This is a genomic window from Lentisalinibacter orientalis (genome assembly GCF_040706535.1).
Taxonomy (GTDB): Bacteria; Pseudomonadota; Gammaproteobacteria; order Steroidobacterales; family Woeseiaceae; genus Lentisalinibacter; species Lentisalinibacter orientalis.
On record NZ_JAPDRJ010000004.1, the window covers coordinates 122,733 to 145,918 of the forward strand.

Below are 23,186 nucleotides of genomic sequence, written 5' to 3' on the forward strand. Positions count from 1 at the left end.
CTCGTGTCCAGCGTAAGCACAACCGCGCCGGTATTGCCGGCGGACGCTGTCTCAAGCTGTTGATATGGAACGATTAAGGGGAAACAGGAAGGTGTCGCAAAATGGCGTCACCTCGCGGAGGAACGTCGTGGCTGCGCAAGAGCCGGCGGGGTTAATCGGTCTTGTCAGCCATTGCCGACTTCCCGGAGTTCCTTGCCGCGGTCTTCTTCTTCTTACCTGTCGACCGCTTCTTCCTGCTCCGTTTCTTCGTGCTCTGCTTCTTCCGCGGCGCCGCAGCCTGCATTTCCGGACGCAGGCCGGTAGCCTCTTCCAGTTCCACGAGCGCGTCCTCGAGATGATCGATGAAGCGTTGCACCTGCGGCAGCGTGCGGCGGCAGGCGGTGATGCCGAAATTCACGTGGTCAGCCAGGGTGACGAGGGTGATATTCAGGGCGAAGCCGTCCAGCACGATGGAGGCCGGATAGATGCCTTCCAGCCGCGCGCCGTTCCAGTACAGCTGCTGCCGGGGCCCCGGCACGTTGGAGATCACCGTGCTGTAGGGCGGGAACTTCGCCGTGAGGCCGAGCCGGTCCAGAAACAGCAACGGCATCTGCAGCATCTGCATGACGATCTGGGCCTCGGTGGCCGAGAGTTCCTGGAACATGCGCTTGCCGGCGATCATCGAGGCCTGGATCGCGCCAAACCGCTGCACGGGGTCGGCCACGTTGGTGGCCAGGTCGGCGCTGATGGCGCCGACGGCGTTGGAGGAGTCGAGGTCGTCCGGGCGGCGCAGCGATATCGGCACCATGGCCTTCAGCGATTCCCCGGGCAGTTCCCGGGACCCCACGAGGTAGCGTCGCAGCGCGCCCGAGCACATGGCCAGCACGGCATCGTTGAAGGTGCCGTCCAGCGCCTTGCCCACCGCCCGGATGCGGGCGAAGGGCCAGGACTGGGCGACGAAACGGCGCGCGCCTCCGATCCTCGTGTTGATGGGGGAGTGGGGCACGCGGCGCCAGGGCACCATCAGCGGGCTGTTCGGGTCGGCCCACGCGCCCGCCACACGCCGCAGCGCACCCAGGATGTGGCCGCTGCTGCCGAGGCCCGCTTTCAGGAATTCCGCCACGTTCCGGAGTTCGAGGGGCGTCGGCGCCTCTGCCTGCACCGGGCTGACACCGAGTCCCCGCTGGTAGGTTTCGGCGGCCTCCACGGAGAGAGGCGAGTAGGGCATGCGCGCATCCGGATCCGGGGAATACATGCTCTGGGTCAGGTGGATGCCGCGGACCCCGTCGACGGCGGCATGGTGGAACTTCCAGTAGGCGGCGAACTGCCGGTTCTGCAGACCCTCGATCAGGTGGATCTCCCACAGCGGACGGTTCCGGTCGAGCAACACGCTGTGCAGGCGGGAGACGAGCGCGAACAGCTCCCGGTAGCGGCCCGGCTCCGGCAGGGCCGAATGGCGTATGTGGAAGTCGATGTCGAGGCCGTCGTCCGGTTCCCAGTACACCGGTCCGAAGGGACCCAGCGGGCCGAACTTCAGCCGCTCGCCGAAGGGCGGCTGCAATTCCCCGGTCGCCCGGAGATTCTCGGCCAGGGAATGCAGGAAGCGGTGCTCGTCCACATCGTCCGGCAGCGTGAACAGGTGCAGTCCCGCGACGTGCATCGGCACCTGCCGGTTCTCCGCAATGAGGAAACCGGTATCGGTCAGACTCAGGCGTCGCATGCTGCCTCCCCCGCAAGCCGCGTCATCCGGATAGAGCCAGAGGTTACCCGACGAAGCCCTGCCAGCGCGACATGTACTCGATGAACGCCTCGCCGAGCCCCTCGGACCGCAGGTAGTCCTCGCTGACCGGCGTGTGCACCGGCTCGAAACCGGGGTCCGCCCGCATGCGTGCCGGGAAGTCGTGCTGCAGTATCGCTGCCCGCCCGAGCAGCACGAAGTCCGTGCCGGCATCGAGGCAGGCCCGCACGTCGGCAGGCGTGCGGAGTTTGCCGGCGGCGCCCAGACGCACCTCGCCCCGCTCGAGGTCGGTGAAGACCGAGAGCAGGGAACGGCCACGAAACTCCTCCTCCGCCGGCTCCTTGGCCACGTCCCAGAGCGACAGGTCGATGAAATCGACTCGCCCTTCGCGCATCAGCAGCGCCGCGAGCTCCCGTATTTCCGCGAGTCGGACGTCGAATCGTTCGGGCGAGAGGCGGATACCGAGCAGAAAATCCGGTCGGCAGCGGTCGCGGATGCCGTGGATGATATCCAGGACGATACGGGCGCGGTTCTCCGGCGAGCCGCCGTAACGGTCCGTGCGGCGGTTGATGGTGGGGGAGAGGAACTGGCACAGGACGTAGCCGTGCGCGCCGTGGAGTTCCACGCCGTCGAAACCGGCCTTCTCGGCGCGCACGGCCGCGGCGACGAAGTCCTCCGCCAGCTGTTCGACCTCGGCCGTGGTCAGTGCCCGCGCGCCGGTCTCCTCGTCGGCGGAGGGGCATACCGGCTGCGTGCCGATGAGCTCCGCCGGCGAGCGCATGCCGGCGTGATGCAGCTGCACCACCGCCAGGCTGTCGTGGGCCCGGATGCCGGCGGCGAGCCTCGAGAGTCCTGCCAGATGGTCGTCGGAGTAGCAGCCGAGCTGGCCCGGGAAGCCCTGGCCGACCGCCTGGACGTGGGCGGCGCAGGTCATGGTGAGACCGAAGCCGCCGGCGGCCCGCATCGTCAGCCAGCGATATTCGTCATCGGAAAGGCGCCCGTCCTCGTGGCTCTGCAGGTTGGTGAGCGGCGCCAGGGCGAAGCGGTTCTTCATCCGCGCGCCGCTGGCGAACGTCAGCGGCCGGAATGCATCCGTCATGTCGTCTTCCGGTTCGTCGCCGGCATCTGCCGGTCCGTGAGCGCCGTCGTGCGCAGCCAGGCGGAACTCCGCGCCTGCAGTCTCAGTATGTGGCCCTCGCACCGCAACTCCGCGGCGCTCGAGAAGGCGATCTCGATGCCGCCGGGCTCTCCGACGGGCGCTGGTAGTTCGAAGTCCGTCGCGGTGTCGGTGCCATTTACCAGCAGGCCGGCGCCACCGGTGTCGGCACCGTCTCTCGCCTCCCTGATCCATAGTGCGAAGGCATGCAGGCGGTGCCAGTCGTCACTGGTCATCGGCTTTCCCGAGGGCTGCTGCCACTCGATGCGGACGTCGCGGCCGTCGATGGCGAGGTGGCCGTGCACGTACGCGGGCAGGTGCAGGAGAGGGGTCGCCTTCCTCAGCCCGATCAGCTGCCGGACGGCGGCGTGGAAGGCGGGGTCCTCGTCCAGGCCGGACCAGTCGAGCCAGCCGGTCGGGTTGTCCTGCGCATAGGCGTTGTTGTTGCCCTGCTGTGAGTTGCCGAACTCGTCGCCTGCCAGTATCAGTGGTGTACCCTGGGAGAACAGCAGGGTGGCGAGCAGGTTCAGACGCTGGCGCCGCCGGACGGCGACGATGGCCGGGTCGTCCGTCGGACCCTCCACGCCGTGATTATGGCTGAAATTATGCGCATGGCCGTCCCGGTTGTCCTCGCCGTTGGCCTCGTTGTGACGCCGGTCGTAGGCCACGACGTCGGCCAGGGTGAACCCGTCGTGGCTGGTCACGAGGTTGACGCTGGCCACCGGTTTGCGTCCCGACGCCTCGAATATCTCGGCCGAGCCGCGCAGGCCCCGGGCCAGGTCTGCGCTGGCGCCATGGTCGCCGCGCCAGAAGCGGCGGACGGCGTCGCGGTACTGATCGTTCCATTCCGCCCAGCGCGGCGGAAAGGCGCCCAGCTGGTAACCGCCCGGGCCGGGATCCCAGGGCTCGGCGACGAGTTTCGCGCCGACCAGGTCGGGATGCTCGCCGATCTCCGTGAGCAGCGGGTGGCCGGACGAGAAACCGTGATCGTGCCTGCCGAGCACCGGCGCGAGGTCGAAACGGAAGCCGTCCACGCCCATCGTGCGGTGCCAGTAGCGAAGGCTGTCGATCACGAGCCTGCGGGTCGCCGGGTGATCGGCGTTGAGCGTGTTGCCGCAGCCGGTGTCGTTGATATAGGCGGACGGATCGCCCGACTCGGTGCTGTAGTAGGCCAGGTTGTCGATGCCGCGGAAGCCGAGCGTCGGCCCCAGTCCGTCGCCCTCGCCGGTGTGGTTGTAGACGACGTCGAGGATGACTTCGAAGCCCGCCTCGTGCAGGGCGTCCACCATGTCCCGGAACTCGGTCACGGGGTCATGGCGGGCGTAGCGGCGCTCGGGCGCGAAGAAGGCTACCGGGTTGTAGCCCCAGAAGTTCCTGAGGCCGCGCTCGGCGAGATGCGCCTCGTCGACGAAGGCGTGCACGGGCATCAGCTCGATCGAGGTGACGCCGAGCGCCCGGAGATAGGCGAGCACCTCCGCATGGCGCAGGCCGCAGAACCGGCCGCGCACCGTCTCGTCGAGCGCCGGGTGGCGCATCGTGTAGCCGCGGACGTTGACCTCGTAGAAGAGGGTCTCCGCCCAGGGGACGGCGGGCCCCGCGGCCGGCGGCTCGATCCCGCCGCGCACCACCCCGACCGGCACCCGACCCGCGCTGTCGGCGACGCTCATCCTCTCCGGGTGCCCGGGCACGTAGTCGAACACCGAGGGGTGCCATTCGAGCCGGCCGGCGACTTCGCGGGCGTAGGGGTCCAGCAGCAGCTTGTGCGGGTTGCAGCGCAGGCCTTGCGTCGGCTCCCAGTCGCCGTGGACCCGGTAGCCGTAGTGCTGGCCGGGGCGTGCGCCCGGCAGGTAGCCGTGCCAGACGTCGCCCTCGCGCCCGGGCAGGTGGCAGGAGGCCGTCGTCCGTCCGCGGGCGTCGAGCAGGCAGAGTTCGACGGCGGCGGCCACCGAACTGAACAGGGCGAAGTTGACGCCGTCCGCGTCGGCGCTCGCGCCGAGCGCGTCGGCACTGCCCGGCCGGATCCGTGGCCGGATCATTGCGGGTCGAGCCGCACCGGTTCGAGCTTCCAGATCTCGTCGTTGTAGTCGCGCATGGTCCGGTCCGTGGAGAAGCGCCCGGAGCTCGCGGTATTGAGGATGGACATGCGGGTCCATCCGGCCCTATCCCGGTAGGCGGCTTCCGCTGCCGCCTGGGTGTCGACGAAACTGCGGAAATCCGCCGCCGTGAACCAGGGGTCGGAGGGCTCGCGCAGGGACGCGATCACGGCGTCGAGCACACCCGGCTCGAAGCGGCTGAAGTGTCCGCTGTCGAACAGGTGCATGACGCGCCGGAAGTCCTCGTCGGCGTCGATGATGGCCCGGGGATCATAGTGCTGCCGCAGCTCGCGGATCTCGTCCACGGTGTGGCCGAACAGGAAGAAGTTCTCTTCCCCCACGGCTTCGCGGATCTCGACGTTCGCGCCGTCCAGCGTGCCGATGGTGATGGCGCCGTTCATCATGAACTTCATGTTGCCGGTGCCCGAGGCCTCCTTGCCGGCGGTCGAGATCTGCTCCGACAGCTCGGCGGCCGGGCAGATGAGCTCCATCGCCGAGACGTTGTAATCCGGGTAGAACACCAGCCGCAGGCGGTCCGCCACGTCCGGGTCGCTGTTGATGACCTGGGCTACGTTGTTGATGCACTTGATGATGTTCTTCGCCATCACGTAGCCGGGCGCCGCCTTGCCGCCGATGATGATCGCCCGCGGCACCAGGTCGTCGGCGTCGCCGCGGCGGATGCGGTCGTAGAGGTGCACGGCGTGCAGCACGTTCAGGAGCTGGCGTTTGTACTCGTGGATGCGCTTGACCTGCACGTCGAACAGCATCTCCGTGCCCAGCGTGAGCCCGGTCTTCGCCGCGATGTCGTTGGCCAGGCGGTGCTTGTTGCCGAGCTTCACCCGGCGCCACTCCGCCTGGAACCCGGCGTCGTCGGCGAACTCGCGCAGCTTTGCGAGCTGGCCGAGGTCGGTGACCCAGCCGGAGCCGATGCGAGCGCTGATGAGTTCCGCCAGGTCCGGGTTGCAGGCGGCCAGCCAGCGGCGCTGGGTGACGCCGTTGGTCTTGTTGTTGAAGCGTGTCGGCCAGAGTTCGGCGAAGTCGCGGAACAGGCCATCGGTCAGGAGGCGTGAATGCAGCTCGGCGACGCCGTTCACCGAGTAGCTGCCGACGATGGCGAGGTAGGCCATGCGCAGCATCGGCTCGCTGCCTTCCTGGATCAGCGACATCCGCGCGATGCGGTCGTTGTCGCCGGGCCAGCGCCGGCTGATCTCGCCGATGAAGCGGGCGTTGATCTCGTAGATGATGTCCAGCAGCCGCGGCAGCAGCCGGCGGAACATCGACACGGGCCACATCTCCAGGGCCTCCGGCAGCAGCGTATGGTTGGTGTAGGCCATCGTGCTGCGCGTGATGTCCCAGGCCTCGTCCCAGTCGAGGTTGAACTCGTCCAGCAGGATCCGCATGAGCTCGGCGACGGCGATGGCAGGGTGCGTGTCGTTCAGCTGCACGCAGTTCCTGGCCGCGAACTCGCTCACGTCGTTGCCGTGGTGATAGGTGTGATAGCGCAGCATGTCCTGCAGGCTCGCCGAGGCGAGCAGGTACTGCTGGCGCAGCCTGAGTTCCTGGCCGTTCTCCGACTCGGCGTTCGGGTAGAGCACCATCGTGATGTTCTCGGCCTCGTTCTTGGTGGCGACGGCGCGGGTATAGCTGCCGGCGTTGAACTCCTCCAGGTCGAACTCGTCGGTGGCCGCGGCGGACCACAGCCGCAGCGTGTTGACGACGTCGTTGCGGTAGCCGGGCACCGGCACGTCGTAGGGGATGGCGAGCACGTCGTGGGTGTCCACCCAGCGGTAGCGCGTTCGACCGGCGCGATCGGTGTGGCCCTCGGTGCGGCCGCCGAAGCGGACCCGCTGGGCGAATTCGTAGCGCTCGACCTCCCAGGGGAAACCCTGCCGCAGCCACGGGTCGGGCTCTTCCACCTGGAAGCCGTTCTCGATCTGCTGGTGGAACATGCCGTACCGGTAGCGGATGCCGTAGCCGACCACGGGCAGCTCCAGCGTGGCGCAGCTGTCCATGAAGCACGCCGCCAGCCGGCCCAGGCCGCCGTTGCCGAGACCCGCGTCGAGTTCACGCTCGTACACGTCCTCCAGGTCGAGTCCGATGCGGTTCAGCGCCTCAGCCGTCTCTTCCTCGATGCCGAGATTCAGCAGCGCATTGCGCAACAGCCGCCCCATCAGGAACTCCAGAGAGAGGTAGCTGCAGCGGCGCACGTGATCGCGTTCCATCGCCATGCGGGTGCGGCCCCAGCGTTCCATCAGCCGGTCGCGCGTGGCATAGACCACCGCCTGATACAGATACGGCGCCTGCGTGCGGATGGTGCGCCGGCCGAGTGTGCGGCCGAAGTAGTGGGTGAAATCCCGCAGGATCCCATCCGCCGTCATCGGCAGCTCGGGCGTCTGCAGCAGCTCGATCTCGCCGATGCCGACCGTTTCGTCGGAACGTGCAGACATAGTGAATCTCCGTCAGGAATTTCGGGTGGAAGGCCCGAGTATAAGCGTTGCCAGCGCCGGTAGCGTCAGGCAGAGGCTCTGATCGCGGCCGTGACCGGCCACGGCCTGGGCGTCCTGCGCGGGATTATGCAAACCCGAGCCGCCGTAGTGCGTGGCGTCGGTGTTGAGGAGCTCCTCGTAGCGCCCGGGTTCGGGCACGCCGATACGATAGTCCTGGCGCACGACGGGCGTCATGTTGGCCACGCAGATCACGAAGCCGCCCGAACGGTCGCGCCGGATCCAGGAGAGGATGCTGTTGTCCCGGTCGTCCCAGGCGATCCACTCGAAGCCCGCCGGCTCGAAGTCGATCTCGTGCAGCGCGGGCGTGCGGCGGTACAGCGCGTTCAGGTCTCGCAGCAGGCGCTGGACGCCCTGGTGCACCGGGTAATCGAGCAGGTGCCAGTCCAGCGAGCGGTCGTGGTTCCACTCGGCATACTGGGCGATCTCGTTGCCCATGAAGAGCAGCTTCTTGCCCGGATGCGCGTACATCGTGGCGTAGTAGGCGCGCAGGTTGGCGAAGCGCTGCCACTCGTCGCCCGGCATGCGGCCGAGGATGGAGCGTTTGCCGTGCACCACCTCGTCGTGGGAGAGCGGCAGCACGAAATTCTCGTTGAAGGCGTAGACCAGCCCGAACGTCATCTTGTCGTGGTGGTGGCGCCGATGCACCGGGTCTTCGGACATGTAGGCCAGGGTGTCGTTCATCCAGCCCATGTTCCATTTGTAGGTGAAGCCGAGGCCGCCGGCCTCGACCGGCCGGGAGACGCCGGGCCAGGCCGTCGACTCCTCCGCGAAGGACACGGCGCCGTGCGCGTGGATCTCCGTGTTGAACCGGCGCAGGAAGTCCACGGCCTCCAGGTTCTCGTTTCCGCCGAGCTCGTTCGGCACCCACTCGCCGTGCTCGCGGGAATAATCGAGATAGAGCATGGAGGCGACGGCATCCACCCGGATGCCGTCGATGTGGAATTCGTCGATCCAGTACAGCGCGCTGCCGATGAGGTAGTTCACGACCTCGCGCCGGCCGAAGTTGAATATCAGCGTCCCCCAGTCGGCGTGCTCGCCCTTGCGGGGATCCTGGTGCTCGTACAGCGCCGTGCCGTCGAAGCGGCGCAGTCCGTGCTCGTCCTTCGGAAAATGCGCGGGCACCCAGTCGACGATGACGCCGATGCCGGCGGCGTGGCAGCGGTCCACCAGGTAGCGGAAGTCGTCGGGTTCGCCGAAGCGCTGGGTAGGCGCGTACAGGCCGATGGGCTGGTAGCCCCAGGAGCCGTCGAAGGGGTGTTCGGTGACCGGCAGGAACTCGATATGGGTAAAGCCCATCTCGGTGACGTAGTCGATCAGCTCGTCCGCGAGTTCCCGGTAGCCGAGATAGCCTCCGTCGGCCCGGCGGCGCCAGGAGCCCGGGTGTACCTCGTAGATGGCGAGCGGCCGCGCGAGATCGGGCGTCATCGAGCGGGCGCCCATCCAGTTTTCGTCCTGCCAGTCGTAGCCGCTCCGGTACACGATGCCGGCGTTGCCCGGCGGCGGCTCGTGATAGCGGGCGAAGGGGTCCGACTTGAGCGGCAGCAGGCGGCCGTCCCGGTCGAGCAGCTCGTACTTGTAGCGTGCCCCCTGGCCGACGCCCGGCACGAAGACCTCCCAGATGCCGTTGGCGGGATGCAGCCGCATCATGTGCCGGCGCCCGTCCCAGCCGTTGAAGTCGCCGACCACGCTCACGCGGGACGCATTCGGCGCCCAGACGGCGAAACGTGTGCCGACGACGCCGTCGATCTCGCGGAGCTGCGCGCCGAGTTTCTCGTAGATCTTCCGGTCGGAGCCTTCGCCGAGCAGGTACAGGTCCATCTCCCCGAGGGTCGTCGGGAACCGATACGGATCCTCGATCTCGTAGCTCTCGTTCTCGTGGGTCGTGATCCGCAGCCGGTAGCGGCGTTTGCGGGCCGGCAGCGGCGCGGTGAAGAGCCCGGACGGGTGGACGCGTTCCATCGTCGCGAGATGGCCGCCTTCGCCGTCGACCAGGTCGACCTCCCGGGCCTGGGGCTGGAGGGTCCTGACCACGCGCAGGTTGCCCACCCGGTGCACGCCAAGTAACGAGAACGGGTCGTGGTAGCGCCCATCGGCTACCGCGGTCATGGCGGCCAGCAGTCGGTCTGTTTCAGTCCTGCGGTTCATAGAGTCTGGCGATGGTGTCACGTGCGGAGCTCGTCCAGTCGAATTTCTTCGACGCCGCGCGGATGCGCAGGTTCTCCCATTCCGTCTTGTCGCTCGATTTCAGCGCGAGCGCCTCTTGCACCCGGGCGACGAAAGCGGCCGCCTGGGCGCGGGAGGTCGCGCCGGAGAAAAGAAAGCCGGTGCGGCCGTCCTCGATGGTGTCGCAGAGGCCGCCCGTCGCGTGCGCCACCACCGGCTGCGCGGCGCGCATGGCCAGCATCTGGCTGATCCCGCAGGGCTCGAAACTCGAGGGCATCAGGAACAGGTCGCCGCCGGGATAAAGGGCCTCCGAGAGCATCTCCGAGTAGCCGCGCAGGAACAGCAGCTGCTCGCGGCGTTGCGCGATCGCGGTCACGCGCCGTTCGTACGCGGCTTCGCCGCTGCCGAGCATGATGAGCAGGCCGCGTGATCCGAGCGTATCCAGGAGGTGTTCCAGCGCCGTCCGCCCGTCCTCGAGTTCTTCGAGGAAGAGGCTGACCTTCTGCCGCACGAGCCGGCCGATGCTGACGAGGACGTGCTCGGGCCTGTGCTTCGGCAGCGCCAGCAGCCGATCCCGCGCGGCCCGGTGAGCCGGGTCCTCCGGTGCGTCGTCGCGCCAGACGTTCACCTGCCAGGCCGCCAGGCCGGTCAGATCGTGCCAGTCGGGACGGCGTCCCGGCGCCCCGCTGTAGTCACAGCCGTTCAGGATGCCGACCAGCCGTCCTCCCCGTGCCGCGTTTCCCAGCTGGTGCTCCAGCCCCTCGCCACCGATGAAGCCCCGTGCCGGGTCGCTCGGCTCGAGGATCTCGCGGGCATAGGTGGGCGAGACGGTGCTCACGCAGTCGCAGGTGCGGATGGCGAGCGCCATCGGGTTGATGCAGTCGGGGCTGTGCGGGTCGCCGACGAGTCCCGGGTCGACGTCGAGATCGGGAAACCAGGCGGTGAGCGACGACGCGTGGCCGTCCAGCGGCCGGGTGCCCTGATAGGAGAGGTTATGGATGGTGAAGACCGTGCGGATGGCCGCGAGCAAATCGTAGTCGGGCGCGAAACTCCGGAACAGACAATAGAAGGCGGCATGCCAGTCGTGCAGATGCAGCACGTCGGGCGCCGTCTCGAGGTCGCGGATCCATCGCGCCGCGGTGGCGCCCAGAAAGGCGAACCGGGTCGCATCCGTCGCGAAGGGGCCGTCGTCTTCGTCGTCGGAGTAGATCCTGCCGAGGCCGCCGGCGCTGAAGCGGGGATGCTCGAATACCAGCTGGCTTACGCCGCCTTTCGGCGGGACGGCCTCGTAAACCTCCACCGTCTCGCTGCGCCCGGCGAACGGGACGTCCAGCGAGCCGATGCGGCGAGCCCCCGGCAGGGCCGAGAAGACCCCGTACGAGGGGGTCAGCACGGTGGCCTGCCAGCCGAGCTTCGCCAGCGCCGCCGGCAGGTCGCGGACGACGTCGCCCACGCCGCCGACCTTGCCGCCCGGCAGAGCGCCGTTCTCGGCCGCGAGGAAAATGACGTGTTTCGTGCCGATGCCGGAGACCCTGCTGCTAGCGCGTGAAATGCAGGTACTGTCCCAGCATGTCGGGCGTGACCAGCGTGATGCCCGTCCCGGTCACGCGGAAGCCGCGGGCGCGGTCTGCCTCGGCATCCTCGCCGACGATCGTGCCGTCGGGGATCTTCGCACCGCGGTCGATAATCGCCCGGTGGATGCGGCAGTTCTCGCCGATCTGGACGTCCGGCAACACGACCGAGTCGGTAACGCTGCTATAGGAGTTGACCGTGACCTTGGAGAACAGCAGTGAGTTGCCCACGTGGGCGCCGGAGATAATGCAGCCACCCGAGACCATGGAATTGATGGCCTCGCCGCGGCGTGTGGCATCGTCGAACACGGACTTGGCCGGCGGCAACTGGGCCTGGTGCGTCAGCACCGGCCAGGTCTGGTCGTAGAGATTGAGCTGCGGTGAAACCGAGACCAGCTCCATGTTGGCCTCCCAGAACGCCTGCAGGGTCCCGACGTCGCGCCAGTAGGCCTGTTCGCCGGTCTCCGCGTCACGGAAGGCGTAGGCATAGATCCGGTAGTCCCTGATCACCGACGGGATGATATTGCGACCGAAATCGTGGGCCGAGGTCGCGGTATCGGCATCCTTGATGACCTGCTCGTAGAGGAAACTGGTGTTGAAGACGTAGTTCCCCATCGACGCGAGGCACAGACCGGGCTTGCCGGGGATGGGGTTGGGTTTCTCCGGCTTCTCGTCGAACGCGATGATGCGCCCGGTCTCGTCCACCGTCATCACGCCGAACTGCCCGGCGGCCTCCTCGATGGGCACCTCCAGGCAGCAGATGGTCATGTCCGCACCGAACTCCGCATGTGCGGCGAGGAAGCTGCCGTAGTCCATCTTGTAGATGTGGTCGCCCGCCAGGATCAGGACGTAGCGGGGCTCGTGGGTGCGGATGATGTCCAGGTTCTGGTAGACGGCGTCGGCCGTGCCCTTGTACCACTCGCCGCCCACGCGCTGCGAGGCGGGCAGGATCTCCACGAACTCCTGACTGGCCGCGCCGGCATTCATCCACGACCAGCCCTGCACCAGGTGGCTGATCAGGGAGTGGGCCTTGTACTGGGTCAGCACGCCGATGCGGCGGATGCCGGAGTTCAGGCAGTTGGACAGCGGAAAGTCGATGATGCGGTACTTGCCGCCGAAGTGCAGCGCCGGCTTCGCCCGCCAGGTGGTCAGCTCGTGCAGCCGCGAGCCCTGACCGCCGGCCAGGACCAGCGCAAGCGTCTCGCGCGTCAGGCGGCTGACGAAACGCGCGTCATCGTAGATCTGCATGTCGGCCACGGGCTGGGCCTCTTCCGGTGTCGGGTTCAGTCCTTAGTTTGCCAGATCGGGCGGGCAATTTCGGGACAGTCGTCGCAATTAACGGCCGCGGCGCGGCGGGGTGCGCTCCGTGGCATCCACCAGGGCCGCCACGTGGTCAAGGAGAGGCTCCGTCACGTCCGCCGGATCCAGACGCCAGCGCCAGTTGCCGGCCGAGGTGCCCGGTGTGTTTATCCTCGCCTCGGAGCCGAGGCCGAGGTAGTCCTGCATCGGTGCCATCGCGAGACCGGCCCGCGTGGCGAACGCGGCGCGGATCAGGTCCTCGTGGATCGTCTCCGGCGTACCGCCCGTGATCTGCAGCGCGGCCTGCCGGGTCCGGTCTATCTCTTCCGGCGAGCGGAGGTCGTGCGGGCTGCCGGCGAACCAGCCCCGCGTCGTATCGTTGTCGTGGGTGCCGGTGTAGCAGACGCAGTCCGCCGGCACCTCGTCCAGGGCGAAATCCGGGTCCGCGACGGCGAACTGCAGCACGATCATCCCCGGAAGATTGTGACGCTCGCGCAGCGCCTCGACCTCGGGCGTGATGACGCCGAGGTTCTCCGCCACGATCGGCAGCTCGCCGAGTTCGCGCCGGATCGCCTCGAAGATCCCGTCGCCGGGGCCGGGAACCCAGGCGCCGTCCCGGGCGGTCTCCGCCCCGGCCGGCACCGACCAGTACGCCTCGAAACCGCGGAAGTGGTCGATGCGCACCAGGTCGGCGAGGGCGGCTGCCGCCCGCAGGCGCTCGACCCACCAGCGGTAGCCCGAGGCGGCGTGCTTCTCCCAGTCGTAGAGGGGATTGCCCCACAGCTGGCCGTCGGCGCTGAAGTAGTCGGGCGGGACGCCGGCGACGAATTCCGGCCGTCCGTCCCGGTCGATCTGCAGGATATCCCGGTTCGCCCAGGCATCGGCGCTGTCCAGCGCGATGTAGATCGGCATGTCGCCGAACAGCCGGATGCCCTGCTTGTTGGCGTAGCGTCGGAGCCGCTGCCACTGGTGGTGGAACAGGAACTGGATCGTCCTGATCGCATCGATCTCGGCGCCGGCGTCCGCCTCGAACCGCGCGAGAGCCGCGGCCTCGCGATGCACGTAGCGCGGCTCCCACTCCGGCCACGGCCGCTCGCCGTGCCGCGACTTCAGGATGCGGTAGCGCGCATAGTCGCGCAGCCAGGCGGCGTCGTGCCGCTCGCAGAATTCATCCCGTGCCGACTTCAGGGCGCTATCCGCGACCCGGTTGAAGCGGCCCGCAGCCGTCTGCAGCAGCGCCGTCTTCAGCGGGATCAGCGCGCCGTAGTCTGCGCTGCCGTGGTGCAACGCCTCCAGGGCGGCGGCTTCGCCCGGGCGCAGCAGTCCTGCGTCCAGCAGGTTGCCTGTGGCGATCATCATCTCGTTGCCGGCGAACGTGGACAGCGGCTGATAGGGCGAGTCGCCATAGGCGGTAGGGCCCGTGGGCAGGAACTGCCAGACGCCGAGCTGCATGCGCCGCAAGTCGTCGACGAAGGCGAGCGCCTCGCGGCCGATCTCGCCGACGCCGAAGCGGCCCGGCAGGGAGGTGATGTGCAGGCAGACGCCGGCCTGGCGGTCCGGCGGCAGGCTGTCGGTTTCGGTTCGCTCGGTCATAATCCTTTCGGTATTCAGTGCGCGGGCGCGGGGAGCAGCGCATCCAGGTCGGAATCTAGCAGTGTTGACCGGTCCTGCAACAGAGTGCGTTCGGCAATTATGAGGGAGGGATCATCTCATCGGATGCCGGCAATTCGAGTACGCCGGCGCTTCCCGGCTGCCGGCGCCCCCCACGCATATCGCGGCACTGTAACGTAGGTTCGATTAAGATCTTCCGGGGCCGGACCGAAGGGCTGGCAACGCACTCAACCCGACCAAGAAGATTATTCAAGAATGGAACTCGTCGTTTTCGACCTCGACGGTACGCTGCTCAACAGGGCGTCCGCGATCTCAGACTTCACCCGCGAGACGCTGAAGCTCCTGGCCGAACGGGAGATCGCGTACACGGTCGCCACGGGGCGCACGTTGCATGGCGCCCGGGCGGTGCTCGAAGGGCACAGTTTCAGGCTGCCCCAGGCCTACAAGAATGGTGTGGTGATCTGGCATCCCGACACCCGGCACCTGTCAAGCGTCGCCACGCTGACGCCTGCCGAGCTGGAGCACGTCACGAGCGCCAGTATGGATCAAGGCCTGACCCCTTTCGTCTTCACGATGAGAGCCGGCACCGAGGGTCCCGTGTATCACCCGCCGACCCTGACGCCGATCGAGCGGGAACTCATCGCGCATGTCGGCATGGAAGCGCAGCTGGATGTCCGCGGACTGGACGAACTGCCGCCGGACGCAGTCGTGACCCACGTGAACGCTATCGGCGAGGCGGATGCCATCGCCGCCGTCGTCGCGAGCATCGAGGACGAGCCGTCGCTGGTGGCTTACTCCGGCGTCGCGCTGGAAGGCGATCAGTGGCGCTGGCTGGATATTCATCACAGCAATGCCAGCAAGGGTGGCGCCATCCGGACGCTGAAAGACCTCCTCGGCCTGGAACGGGTCATCTGCTTCGGTGACAGCGACAACGACCTCAGCATGTTCGAGGCGGCGGACGAGTGTTACGCCCCGGCAAATGCGAACGAAAGGATCAGGTCTGCTGCCACGTCCGTGATCGGCCACCATGATGAAGAGGGCATCGCGCGTTTTCTGCGGGAGCGCTTCACGCTCGGCTAAGGATCGCTGGGAACCCCAACCTTGGCCGAGCAGCCATTATGGCTGGTCGGGGTGGGAGGATTGGAAAACTGACTCGCCACCGGTGATATATGTACTGGGTACATATGTTGTCGATAGCATAATGGGCTGAACGGTTCGTCTGTGGATTTGAGTCTGACCTAGTGGCCATCACCGGCGCAGATGACTCGCAGCAGGATCCTGCAAGTGTCAGTCACGATAAAATTTCTGCAGCCAACGACCAGTCGAAGTGTTGACATCCATGGGAAGGGATTACAAAAAGGTGCTTCCTGTATGCCTTCTTATGGCATATGCGGGCTTTAAGTTCTTCGGGGGTGAGAGCTATACGGCGCCTGAGAATTCTCGGGCGAACATGCGTGAGGAAACCCCTGCTGTTCGCGCAGCGGCCGTTCCCGACGGGCCCTCCGAGCTCGCCAAACCAGGCCCGGCAGCAGTCGAATCGCCAACTTCCCCACCAGGTGACACCAGCAACGTCGGCGACGAAAGCGAGATTAGCTTTGCGATACGGATTTCAAGACGTGACGGCAGTTATTATCCATTCGTCGCGGAACACTATCCTGCCGCAACTGAGGGGGATCCCGATAGTCAGTTTTTAGTTTGGCGACTGATGGAAATGTGCAGACCGCACGACGGGTTATTGTCAAGCAGCTCCTTCGAAGAAGTCTTGTCTCGCCTGACGGACCCTTCTCCGGCAACTATCGAGAGATTGCGAAAAACCTGGGAACGCTGCAGCGAGCTCCACGCCCACGCATCAGATTTTTCAGGGTGGGGACGATTCCTTATGGATGCCGCAGAAGGCGGCCACCCATACGCTCAACTGGAGGTTGCACTAAGTCGTCTTGCCAAAGGTGACACGCGCGAGACTGTAGCGCCGCTACTGGCTTCGGCACTCGGCTCTGCCACTGCAGACGTCGTCTTCGATATGTCGGCCGCTGCCGTTGAGCCCGACGATCCCACATCGGCGATTAATGGAGCGGCTTGGATACTCGCAGGATGCCGTTTGGGTGCAGACTGCGGTCCCAATGGTTATCGGATGCAGCAATTCTGCCAGTTTTCTACAGAATGTGGCGTCGGCGAATCGGTCGAGGACTTCGTTTTACGTCAGTTCGGGCAAGATACATACGATCAGGCCACACGGCGTGCGGAAGAGATACTCACCCACCTGGGAAACGATCAGATCGCTCGGCTTGTCTCTGATTGGGTCGAAGCCGGCTGACTATTCCGCTGACTCGTCGACTTGCCTGCCTTCCAGTGACTGTACAGCAGAAGTGAAAAATTTCCTCTGATGACGAACGACTGGGTCCCTTTCTTGGCCAGGTTGTTATCGGTCCGGACCCCCGTCCTCAAGAATCACGGTCAGCTCCACCCACTGCTTGAGGGCGTGGCTCCTCGCGTTGCCGAATGCCGAGCGTGGAGGCACAACAGACCAGTCTTCTGCGACTTGTGGTGACGTCGCTGGCCGTACTGATTGCCGGCACCATTGCGGTCTCGGCCCGGAGTTTCAAGAAATACTCGTGAGCCGCATCGTCCGGGCATATGGTTATGGCGCAACTCGAGAGCTATCCGAAAGGGTTCTGTTGATGTGTGACGCCTTCACGGCTCGCCCGCTCTTGCTTTTGGCTGATGGCAGGCGTCGCTAAGAACAACGACACCACCATCATCGGCGCTGTCCTGTCCGGTATAAGAGCATGGACGGGCTGGCTAGGAGCCTTTGCGGGCGGGATGAGCGCGATCAGTGCCGTTGTCCGGCTAATCGACGTCGGACTCAAGCCCATTTTGCAGGATCTCGTGGGCTTCTACCGCGGTCTGATACAGCCACTCGTGGATTTGGTCCATTTGGCGTTGCCATGGGAGATTCCGCTCCTGGCGATTGATCTGGCGATCGTCTATTCAGTGTTACTTGGAATTTCAGTCCGTACGTATTACGACAGTCGACGGCAGTGTTGGAAATTCTCATCTCATCCTACTGATCATATTCGATACTTCTTAACGGATCTCGCAGACATCATCAGTTTGCGACCCGCATGGACGCTAAAGCCAGTCAGAAACTGGTACTCATACAGAAACCGCGCACGGAAAAGGCCTCGCGTGGCCAATCCAGAGGATGAGGATGCACAAGCTCTCGCCGAATTTCTTTTTTACATAGACCAGGACATTGTTGCTGCGAGCGACTATCGTCAGCAGTTGATTCAGTTTCTTATCGTGCCTGGCGCTCTGATCGTATTCTTCGTATTGAACGCCTATTGACGCTTGGCCCTATTGACGCTTGGCGATGCACATTTTGAGCCGGCGAGTCTATTTCTTCACGCGTGCTCGGGCGATTTTGTAGACGGCACTACGATCGCGTCTCGAAACGGCGATAACCGTTATGACCATGGCATCGTCCCGATACTCATAGACCAGGCGGTAGCCGTTAGCGCGCTGCTTGATCTTGTAGAAGTTCGGCCCGAGACCCGAAATCCTGTTCCTGGGCGAGGGCGTCTCTTCTCTGGAGACCAGCTTTTCCAGCTTCTTCTTGAACTGTGCCCGGATCGGGCGATCCAGCTTGTGCCATTCAGCCAGCGCCCGCTTATCAAAGAGGAGTTTCAGCGGCGTCTCCCGCATCGGCGGGTCAGAGGTCGTCCAGAGTTACCTCAACGAGATCGGGCTTGGCGAGTCGCTTGCGAACGATCTCGGCGATCTCGTGATCGTCGAGAATTTCGTTGATCTGCTCGAAGAGCTTCGGCGGAACGGCATAGAAGACCGGCTTGCTGTGCGACAGCACCGCAAGCGGCTCGCCGCCTGCATCGTCGACCGACTTTTTCGGGCTGGCCTTGAATGCAGACATGCTGATGGCGCGCTTTGCGAGAACAGTTTCCATTTGCCCTTCCTCCTGTGCGCGCACATTACGATATTTCCGACCAATTTTCAACCATAAACAGGTCTTAAAAGTGGTCATATTCTGACCCGAAAAGAATAAGTGTCTGTGTCTATCGGGCTTTTCTTGTCCTTTCCTGTCTATCGGTCAGGACACCGTGTCCCGGCTCGAGAACCGCTGCAACATCATGGTCTCGACGCTGGATCGCTATATCAAGGCGATCGGCGGCGAAGTGTCGATCGTTGCCGAGTTTCCGGACCGTCCACCCGTCAAGCTGAAATGCGAGGAGATATCCAGAGCCCTGGAGGACGAGGAGCGAGCGAAGTGAGCCGGGACGCTCTTGGCCAAAATCTCCTGGTAAGACTCCAGGTTCTTCAGGCAGGCTGCAGGAACGGCTCCTGACCCTGGCACAGATAGATTGAGAATCTTCGGCAGCTTGCTATTTCTGGCCATTATTTCGGCGCTGGTCCTGGTGGCCATCACCGTCGGGGATGACACGCAGCAGGATCCTGCAAGTGTCAGTCACGACAGAATACCTGCAGCCGCCGACGAGCCGAAGTCCAGGACGGTAAACGCAGCGGGACCTGCCCTTCGCGGGCGGGAACCGGCGCGCAGACCGGATCAGTCGCCGATTCGTCCAGCGGATCCGTCAGATATCCCTGAGCGCAAGCTGAATGCACTGCTGGAGCGTAAGCCTTACCGTGAATACCAGATTGTCGAGATCGATAGCGATCTGCTTCGAGAGGCAATCCGACTCGAGCCTGCTGAGAGCTTTGTGTCACTCGATCTATTCGGAGAGACCGTTACTCTCATTACCGAATCTGGAACGGAACATGCGGAAGGGCCGAGGAACGGCTACGCGGTCTGGCGCGGCCAGGTCAAGCACGCAGACTGGAGCTACGCTTCTCTCCGGATCAACCCTAACGGTCAAGTGAGTGGTGAGATCCAGGCGCCAACAATTGGGTTCATCACTATAGAAAGCCCGGGCGAGGGAAGATTTCACCTGATTTGGTCGATGGACGATACGAAAATCGACCAAAAAATGGAGTAGTAATCGAGCGGTTCATTTCTGCAGGACCAAAGGCCGCACTTGACATGACCAATAGGCGATCAGCTTACCTGGTAATCGCGGCTGCAACGTGTGCCGCCGCTTTCGGCTATCTCTACTTGTTCTCTTATCAAGTTGAGAGAGAGAACGAGAAGATAGTCCTGCGTGAGGTACAAACACGAGGAGCGATTGCCGAGATCCCAGCAACTCCCTCTGGATTCAAGCAACAGGCGACAGACAGCAGGGGCAAAGCTCATTCGGCCTCTGACGAGATCGTGGTCAGTCCGGCTTCAAGCTACGAGATTGCGCGCTTGAAGCCTTGGATCGAAGAGGTGTTCGCACGAGAGGTTCCTTCAAAGAACATTATCGTCATAAATATCGATGAAGTGGCTCTTCGGCAGATGATTGGCCGATCCGCTGGTTCAGGTCGCTCCATCGTGCAACTGGATCTCGCACAGCTCGGCATGCACTCATTCGAAATATCCGGTGTATTTCGCGATGAGAATGGGGTGATCTTCGGTTGGGAAGGACGCAATACCGCAGACTCGAGTCTCGATTTGCGTTTGCTGCCGTCCGGTATTCGCCCGGGGCTGACCGGCTACATCAGGATTCAGTCAAACGACAACTCACGGCAAAGGTTGCACGTCGCCCCTACGCCGGAGAATTCTCACTTGCTATACGAGCTTGACATGGATAGTGCACAAGCAGAGTAGGTAAGAGCAATAAGAAGCGTAAGCATGGCTACCGGTGTGAGTTGTCGTTTGAAGATTGTTCTGTTCCTGTTGATCGTTGCTTCATCGCCCGCAAATCCGTGAGGCGTCAACTGCAGCGTGACGGTCTTGCTGATCTTGGTGAGATTGATCCCGGAATCCCGATGGAGAGACTGGCGGCCACGCTTGGACCACTAGAGGCTATAGACGGGCTTCGGTCTGTGCAGACCCTCGGCCTGGATCTCGCGCAGCAGCACCGTTGCCGGGATCCAGTCCGGCGAGGCGGCGGCAATGCGCTCCAATGGGAGCTGGTTTAGGCGGAGCCGTGGTAAGAACTGCACTTACAGTGCACTTACGGGACTAGTTGAAGTATAGCGAAATTTGCGAAGTTATTGTTTTTATTGGTCGGGGTGAGAGGATTTGAACCTCCGGCCCCTGCCTCCCGAAGACAGTGCTCTACCAGGCTGAGCTACACCCCGATTCCGCTTGGATCGTCGGCCGCGGAAGGCCGACGGTGCCGTGCGCAGCGCCCATAAGTGCCGGTTCGGGAAGAGACTTTCCGGTCTCCATACCGGCGGACAGCTGCCGCAGAGGGCGGGTAGTGTACTTGAGCGGCCCCGCCGACTCAATCGGCGCGAACGCCTTTCAATCCTGCTCCTGAAGATCGCGGATGGCGCCGCGAAGGCCGTCCAGGATGCGGTCGCGATCGGTCTCGCCGTCGCCGCGGTCGTGGAGGGCCTGCACGCTGATACCCTCGCCGTAGCGGACGACGATGCGTGCGGGGCGCGGCAGGCGCTGTCCCCGCGGCCAAGCCTCGAACGCGCCTTCTATGGACACGGGCAGCACCGTGACTTCCGGTGCATGTTCCAGCAGCACGCCGATCCCGGGACGCAGCGGCTGCAGTTCGCCGTCCCGGGATCGCTCGCCCTCCGGGAACCAGACCAGCATGCGGTCCCGGTCCAGCGCGGCCTTGGCGAAGGCGAGGCTGGAGACCACCGTGCGCTGCGGGTCGATGGGGATGACCCGGCCCAGACGGCTGAAGCCGCGGAAGACGGCGTTGCGATAGGCCCAGCCGGTCCAGCCGCCCCAGAACGTGTTCACCCGCAGGTCGGGCGGGAGCGTGGCCGCCAGCACGAAGGGGTCGAGGAAGCTCGTGTGATTGGGCGCGATCAGCAGCGGCCCGGACTCCGGCGGCGGCTCGCCGGTGGCACGCACGCGGAATGCCGCTCGCATCAGGCCGGTGTTGACGGCGTAGGCGGCCCGTGCGGTGATGGTGCTGGCCCTGGAGCGCGGTTCGAGCCACTCCTTCTGCTCGTCGGTGAGTACGGCGTCCGGCCGTTCGAGCGGCGTGTGCAGTTCCTCGACGGATTCCTCCTTCTCCGCGACCGCGGCGAGCATGTCCCGCACCGTCTCGATACCGGCGATGTCGTCCTCGCGCAGCTCGGCGCCGGTGCGCCGCGCGATGTCCATGCTGAGGTCGAGCCAGCCGAGGGAGTCGACGCCGAGCTCGAGCTGGAAGCTGGTGTCGGGCGTCAGGCGCGTCCGCCGGTAGCGCTCCGTCAGCAATTCCCAGGCCCTGCGGGCGCGCTCGTTGCGCAGCAGCTCCCGGTCTTCGGCGGTCATGTCGTCGATGGCCATCGGCTCGCCGCCATTCGCATCCTCGCCGTCGGCCAGGGACTCGTAGCGCTCCTCCAGCTTGTTCCGTCTGATCTTGTCCAGCCGGGTGCGGTCGAGAGGCTCGTGGGTGACGCGGTAGCGGTCGAGGCGCTGGTAGGAGGGGAGGGAGCGCGAGCGTTCGCGCACGGCCGCGCCGATGGCGTCCTCCGCCGCGCGGGATTCCCGGCGCAGCGCCTCTAGGTCCAGAAAGATGACGGCGGCCAGCTGTTCGCCGTCCTTCAGTATGCCGATCTCCGCGATCAGCGGGTGTTCGGCGTACGCCTCCTCCAGGGCCTCCGTGCGGATATTCTCCCCGGAAGCGGTGACGAGCATGGTGCTCTTGCGCCCGAGCACGTGCAGGTAACCGTCGTCGTCGATGCGTCCGAGATCGCCGGTGCGGAACCAGTCGTCGGTGAAGGACTCCCGGGTCTCGTCCTCCCGGTCCAGGTAGCCCTCGAAGACGCCGGGGCCCCTGGCGAGGATCTCGCCGGCGTCCTCGTCGCTGGCCGTCTGCACGGAGCGGTCGATGGAGAGCTCGATGCCGTCGACGACCCGGCCCACGGTATCGAGATGACCGCGGCCGGGCATCTTGATGGTGAGTAGTGGCGCCGTCTCGGTGAGGCCGTAGCCGATGGCCACGTCCCAGCCCATGCCTTCCAGCCGGTGGGCGGTGGCGGCGTCCAGCGGCGAGCCACCCGAGGCGAGCATGCGCAAGGTCGGGCCGAGCTGGCGATGCAGGGGCCGCAGCAGGTAGCGCCCCGCGTTCACGCCCGTGGCACGGCGCAGTGCGGTGCAGCTGCGGATGAGCCCGCGCAGCACCACCCTGACGGGGGCCGGCAGGCCGTCGATGCGGGCATCCACGCCGGCGAGCAGGGCGGCGTAGAGACGCGGCACGCCCAGGATGATAGTGACGCTGTGGGCGCGGATCGCCCGGATGATGTCCGGGCCGGTCAGGCTGGCCGGGATGACGATGGGGATGCCGAGGGAAAGGGGCGCCAGCGTACCGATGACCAGGGGGTAGACGTGGTGCAGCGGGAGCGGCTGGAGCATGCAATCGTCGGCAGCGACGAGGCCCGTCTCCTCCACCGTGCGCACCTGGAAGGCCAGGTTGCGGTGTTTCAGGGGCACGCCCTTGGGCGGGCCGGTGGTCCCACTGGTGAACAGCAGCAGGGCGGTATTCTCCGCGGCGGGCAGGTCCGGCGCTTCGCCGTCGATATCCAGCCAGCGCTGCCAGCTGCGGGCGCCGCCGTCGCGGTCGAGCCGGAGCACGGTGCCGTCGTAGTCGATCTCCTCCAGTATCGAGGCGCGTGCCTCGTCTGCGACCACGCAGGGGATGTCGGTATCGGCGAGTATGCCGCCGAGTTGTTCCCGCTCCATCTGGGTGTCGATCGGCACCGCCGTGATCCCCGCCCGCAGCAGGCCAAGGAAGACGCTGATCCAGTCGGCGTCCGGGGTGGCGAACAGGGCAACACGGTCGTATCCGTCCGCATTCGCACCGACGGCGACGGCGGCGACGCGATCCGCGAGTTGCCGGTAGGTAATGAAGGAGTTGTCTTCGCCGTCCGCCTCGACCACCGCCGGGTGCTCGCCGTGGCCGGCCAGTCCCTCGAACAGTGACGAAAGTGTCAGCGACTCGTTCATGCGGTCTCCCTGCCGGGCTTCGCTCCGAGTGCCAGGGTGTCTCGGCCATGGCCTCGGCA

General features: G+C 65.3%; 17 protein-coding genes and 1 tRNA gene. 6 read left to right on the plus strand and 12 right to left on the minus strand.

Translation table 11 applies throughout. The features are described from left to right. Positions 1-151 precede the first annotated feature (151 nt). From ACJMK0_RS14495 to malQ, 8 genes are all read right to left on the minus strand, one after another. Positions 152-1,699 (minus strand): WS/DGAT/MGAT family O-acyltransferase, encoded by a 1,548-nt coding sequence (locus ACJMK0_RS14495; protein ID WP_405239261.1) that lies wholly within the window; start codon positions 1,697-1,699, stop codon positions 152-154. A 43-nt stretch (positions 1,700-1,742) separates the two neighbouring features. Next, complete coding sequence (locus tag ACJMK0_RS14500; protein ID WP_405239263.1) at positions 1,743-2,816, minus strand: NADH:flavin oxidoreductase; 1,074 nt, start codon at positions 2,814-2,816, stop codon at positions 1,743-1,745. Next, positions 2,813-4,909 carry a glycogen debranching protein GlgX gene (gene glgX / locus ACJMK0_RS14505; RefSeq protein ID WP_405239265.1) on the minus strand — a complete coding sequence of 699 codons (2,097 nt, stop codon included), beginning with the start codon at positions 4,907-4,909 and terminating at the stop codon, positions 2,813-2,815. The genes ACJMK0_RS14500 and glgX overlap by 4 nt, the downstream gene beginning before the upstream one ends. Then, positions 4,906-7,413, minus strand: coding sequence for a glycogen/starch/alpha-glucan phosphorylase (locus tag ACJMK0_RS14510; protein ID WP_405239267.1), 2,508 nt, complete (start codon positions 7,411-7,413; stop codon positions 4,906-4,908). The genes glgX and ACJMK0_RS14510 overlap by 4 nt, the downstream gene beginning before the upstream one ends. 12 nt (positions 7,414-7,425) lie before the next feature. Further along, positions 7,426-9,618 (minus strand): 1,4-alpha-glucan branching protein GlgB, encoded by a 2,193-nt coding sequence (gene glgB / locus ACJMK0_RS14515; RefSeq protein ID WP_405239269.1) that lies wholly within the window; start codon positions 9,616-9,618, stop codon positions 7,426-7,428. After that, entirely contained in the window at positions 9,602-11,188 is a 1,587-nt protein-coding gene (locus tag ACJMK0_RS14520) for a glycogen synthase (protein ID WP_405239683.1), read from the minus strand. Before ACJMK0_RS14520 ends, glgB begins: the two co-directional genes overlap by 17 nt. Further along, positions 11,175-12,455, minus strand: a complete 1,281-nt coding sequence (gene glgC / locus ACJMK0_RS14525) for a glucose-1-phosphate adenylyltransferase (protein WP_405239685.1) — start codon at positions 12,453-12,455, stop codon at positions 11,175-11,177. Before glgC ends, ACJMK0_RS14520 begins: the two co-directional genes overlap by 14 nt. Positions 12,456-12,542: 87 nt before the next feature. Then, positions 12,543-14,099: a 4-alpha-glucanotransferase gene (gene malQ, locus ACJMK0_RS14530; RefSeq protein ID WP_405239271.1), complete on the minus strand. Its 1,557-nt coding sequence runs from the start codon at positions 14,097-14,099 to the stop codon at positions 12,543-12,545. Positions 14,100-14,372: 273 nt separating this feature from the next. Between malQ and ACJMK0_RS14535 the strand changes: the two genes are divergently transcribed. The 3 genes from ACJMK0_RS14535 (at position 14,373) to ACJMK0_RS14545 (ending at position 17,462) form a co-directional block, all read left to right on the plus strand. Then, complete coding sequence (locus ACJMK0_RS14535; RefSeq protein WP_405239273.1) at positions 14,373-15,197, plus strand: HAD family hydrolase; 825 nt, start codon at positions 14,373-14,375, stop codon at positions 15,195-15,197. 370 nt (positions 15,198-15,567) lie between these two features. Then, positions 15,568-16,431: a hypothetical protein gene (locus ACJMK0_RS14540; protein WP_405239275.1), complete on the plus strand. Its 864-nt coding sequence runs from the start codon at positions 15,568-15,570 to the stop codon at positions 16,429-16,431. 407 nt (positions 16,432-16,838) lie between these two features. After that, positions 16,839-17,462 (plus strand): hypothetical protein, encoded by a 624-nt coding sequence (locus ACJMK0_RS14545; RefSeq protein WP_405239276.1) that lies wholly within the window; start codon positions 16,839-16,841, stop codon positions 17,460-17,462. 48 nt (positions 17,463-17,510) lie between these two features. Here ACJMK0_RS14545 and ACJMK0_RS14550 read toward each other — a convergent pair whose 3' ends face one another. After that, a complete protein-coding gene (locus tag ACJMK0_RS14550; protein ID WP_405239278.1) occupies positions 17,511-17,819 on the minus strand; it encodes a type II toxin-antitoxin system RelE family toxin in 309 nt (102 codons plus the stop codon). 7 nt (positions 17,820-17,826) lie between these two features. Continuing rightward, complete coding sequence (locus ACJMK0_RS14555) at positions 17,827-18,075, minus strand: type II toxin-antitoxin system Phd/YefM family antitoxin (RefSeq protein ID WP_405239280.1); 249 nt, start codon at positions 18,073-18,075, stop codon at positions 17,827-17,829. Positions 18,076-18,229: 154 nt separating this feature from the next. Between ACJMK0_RS14555 and ACJMK0_RS14560 the strand changes: the two genes are divergently transcribed. The 3 genes from ACJMK0_RS14560 (at position 18,230) to ACJMK0_RS14570 (ending at position 19,833) form a co-directional block, all read left to right on the plus strand. Further along, a complete protein-coding gene (locus tag ACJMK0_RS14560; protein WP_405239282.1) occupies positions 18,230-18,400 on the plus strand; it encodes a hypothetical protein in 171 nt (56 codons plus the stop codon). 90 nt (positions 18,401-18,490) lie between these two features. Further along, positions 18,491-19,123, plus strand: coding sequence for a hypothetical protein (locus ACJMK0_RS14565; protein ID WP_405239284.1), 633 nt, complete (start codon positions 18,491-18,493; stop codon positions 19,121-19,123). 44 nt (positions 19,124-19,167) lie between these two features. Continuing rightward, positions 19,168-19,833, plus strand: coding sequence for a hypothetical protein (locus ACJMK0_RS14570; RefSeq protein ID WP_405239285.1), 666 nt, complete (start codon positions 19,168-19,170; stop codon positions 19,831-19,833). Between the two features lie 399 nt (positions 19,834-20,232). Here the strand turns inward: ACJMK0_RS14570 and ACJMK0_RS14575 are convergent. After that, positions 20,233-20,309: transfer RNA gene (locus ACJMK0_RS14575), tRNA-Pro, on the minus strand. Between the two features lie 166 nt (positions 20,310-20,475). Then, positions 20,476-23,127 carry an AMP-binding protein gene (locus ACJMK0_RS14580; RefSeq protein WP_405239287.1) on the minus strand — a complete coding sequence of 884 codons (2,652 nt, stop codon included), beginning with the start codon at positions 23,125-23,127 and terminating at the stop codon, positions 20,476-20,478. Positions 23,128-23,186 lie beyond the last annotated feature (59 nt).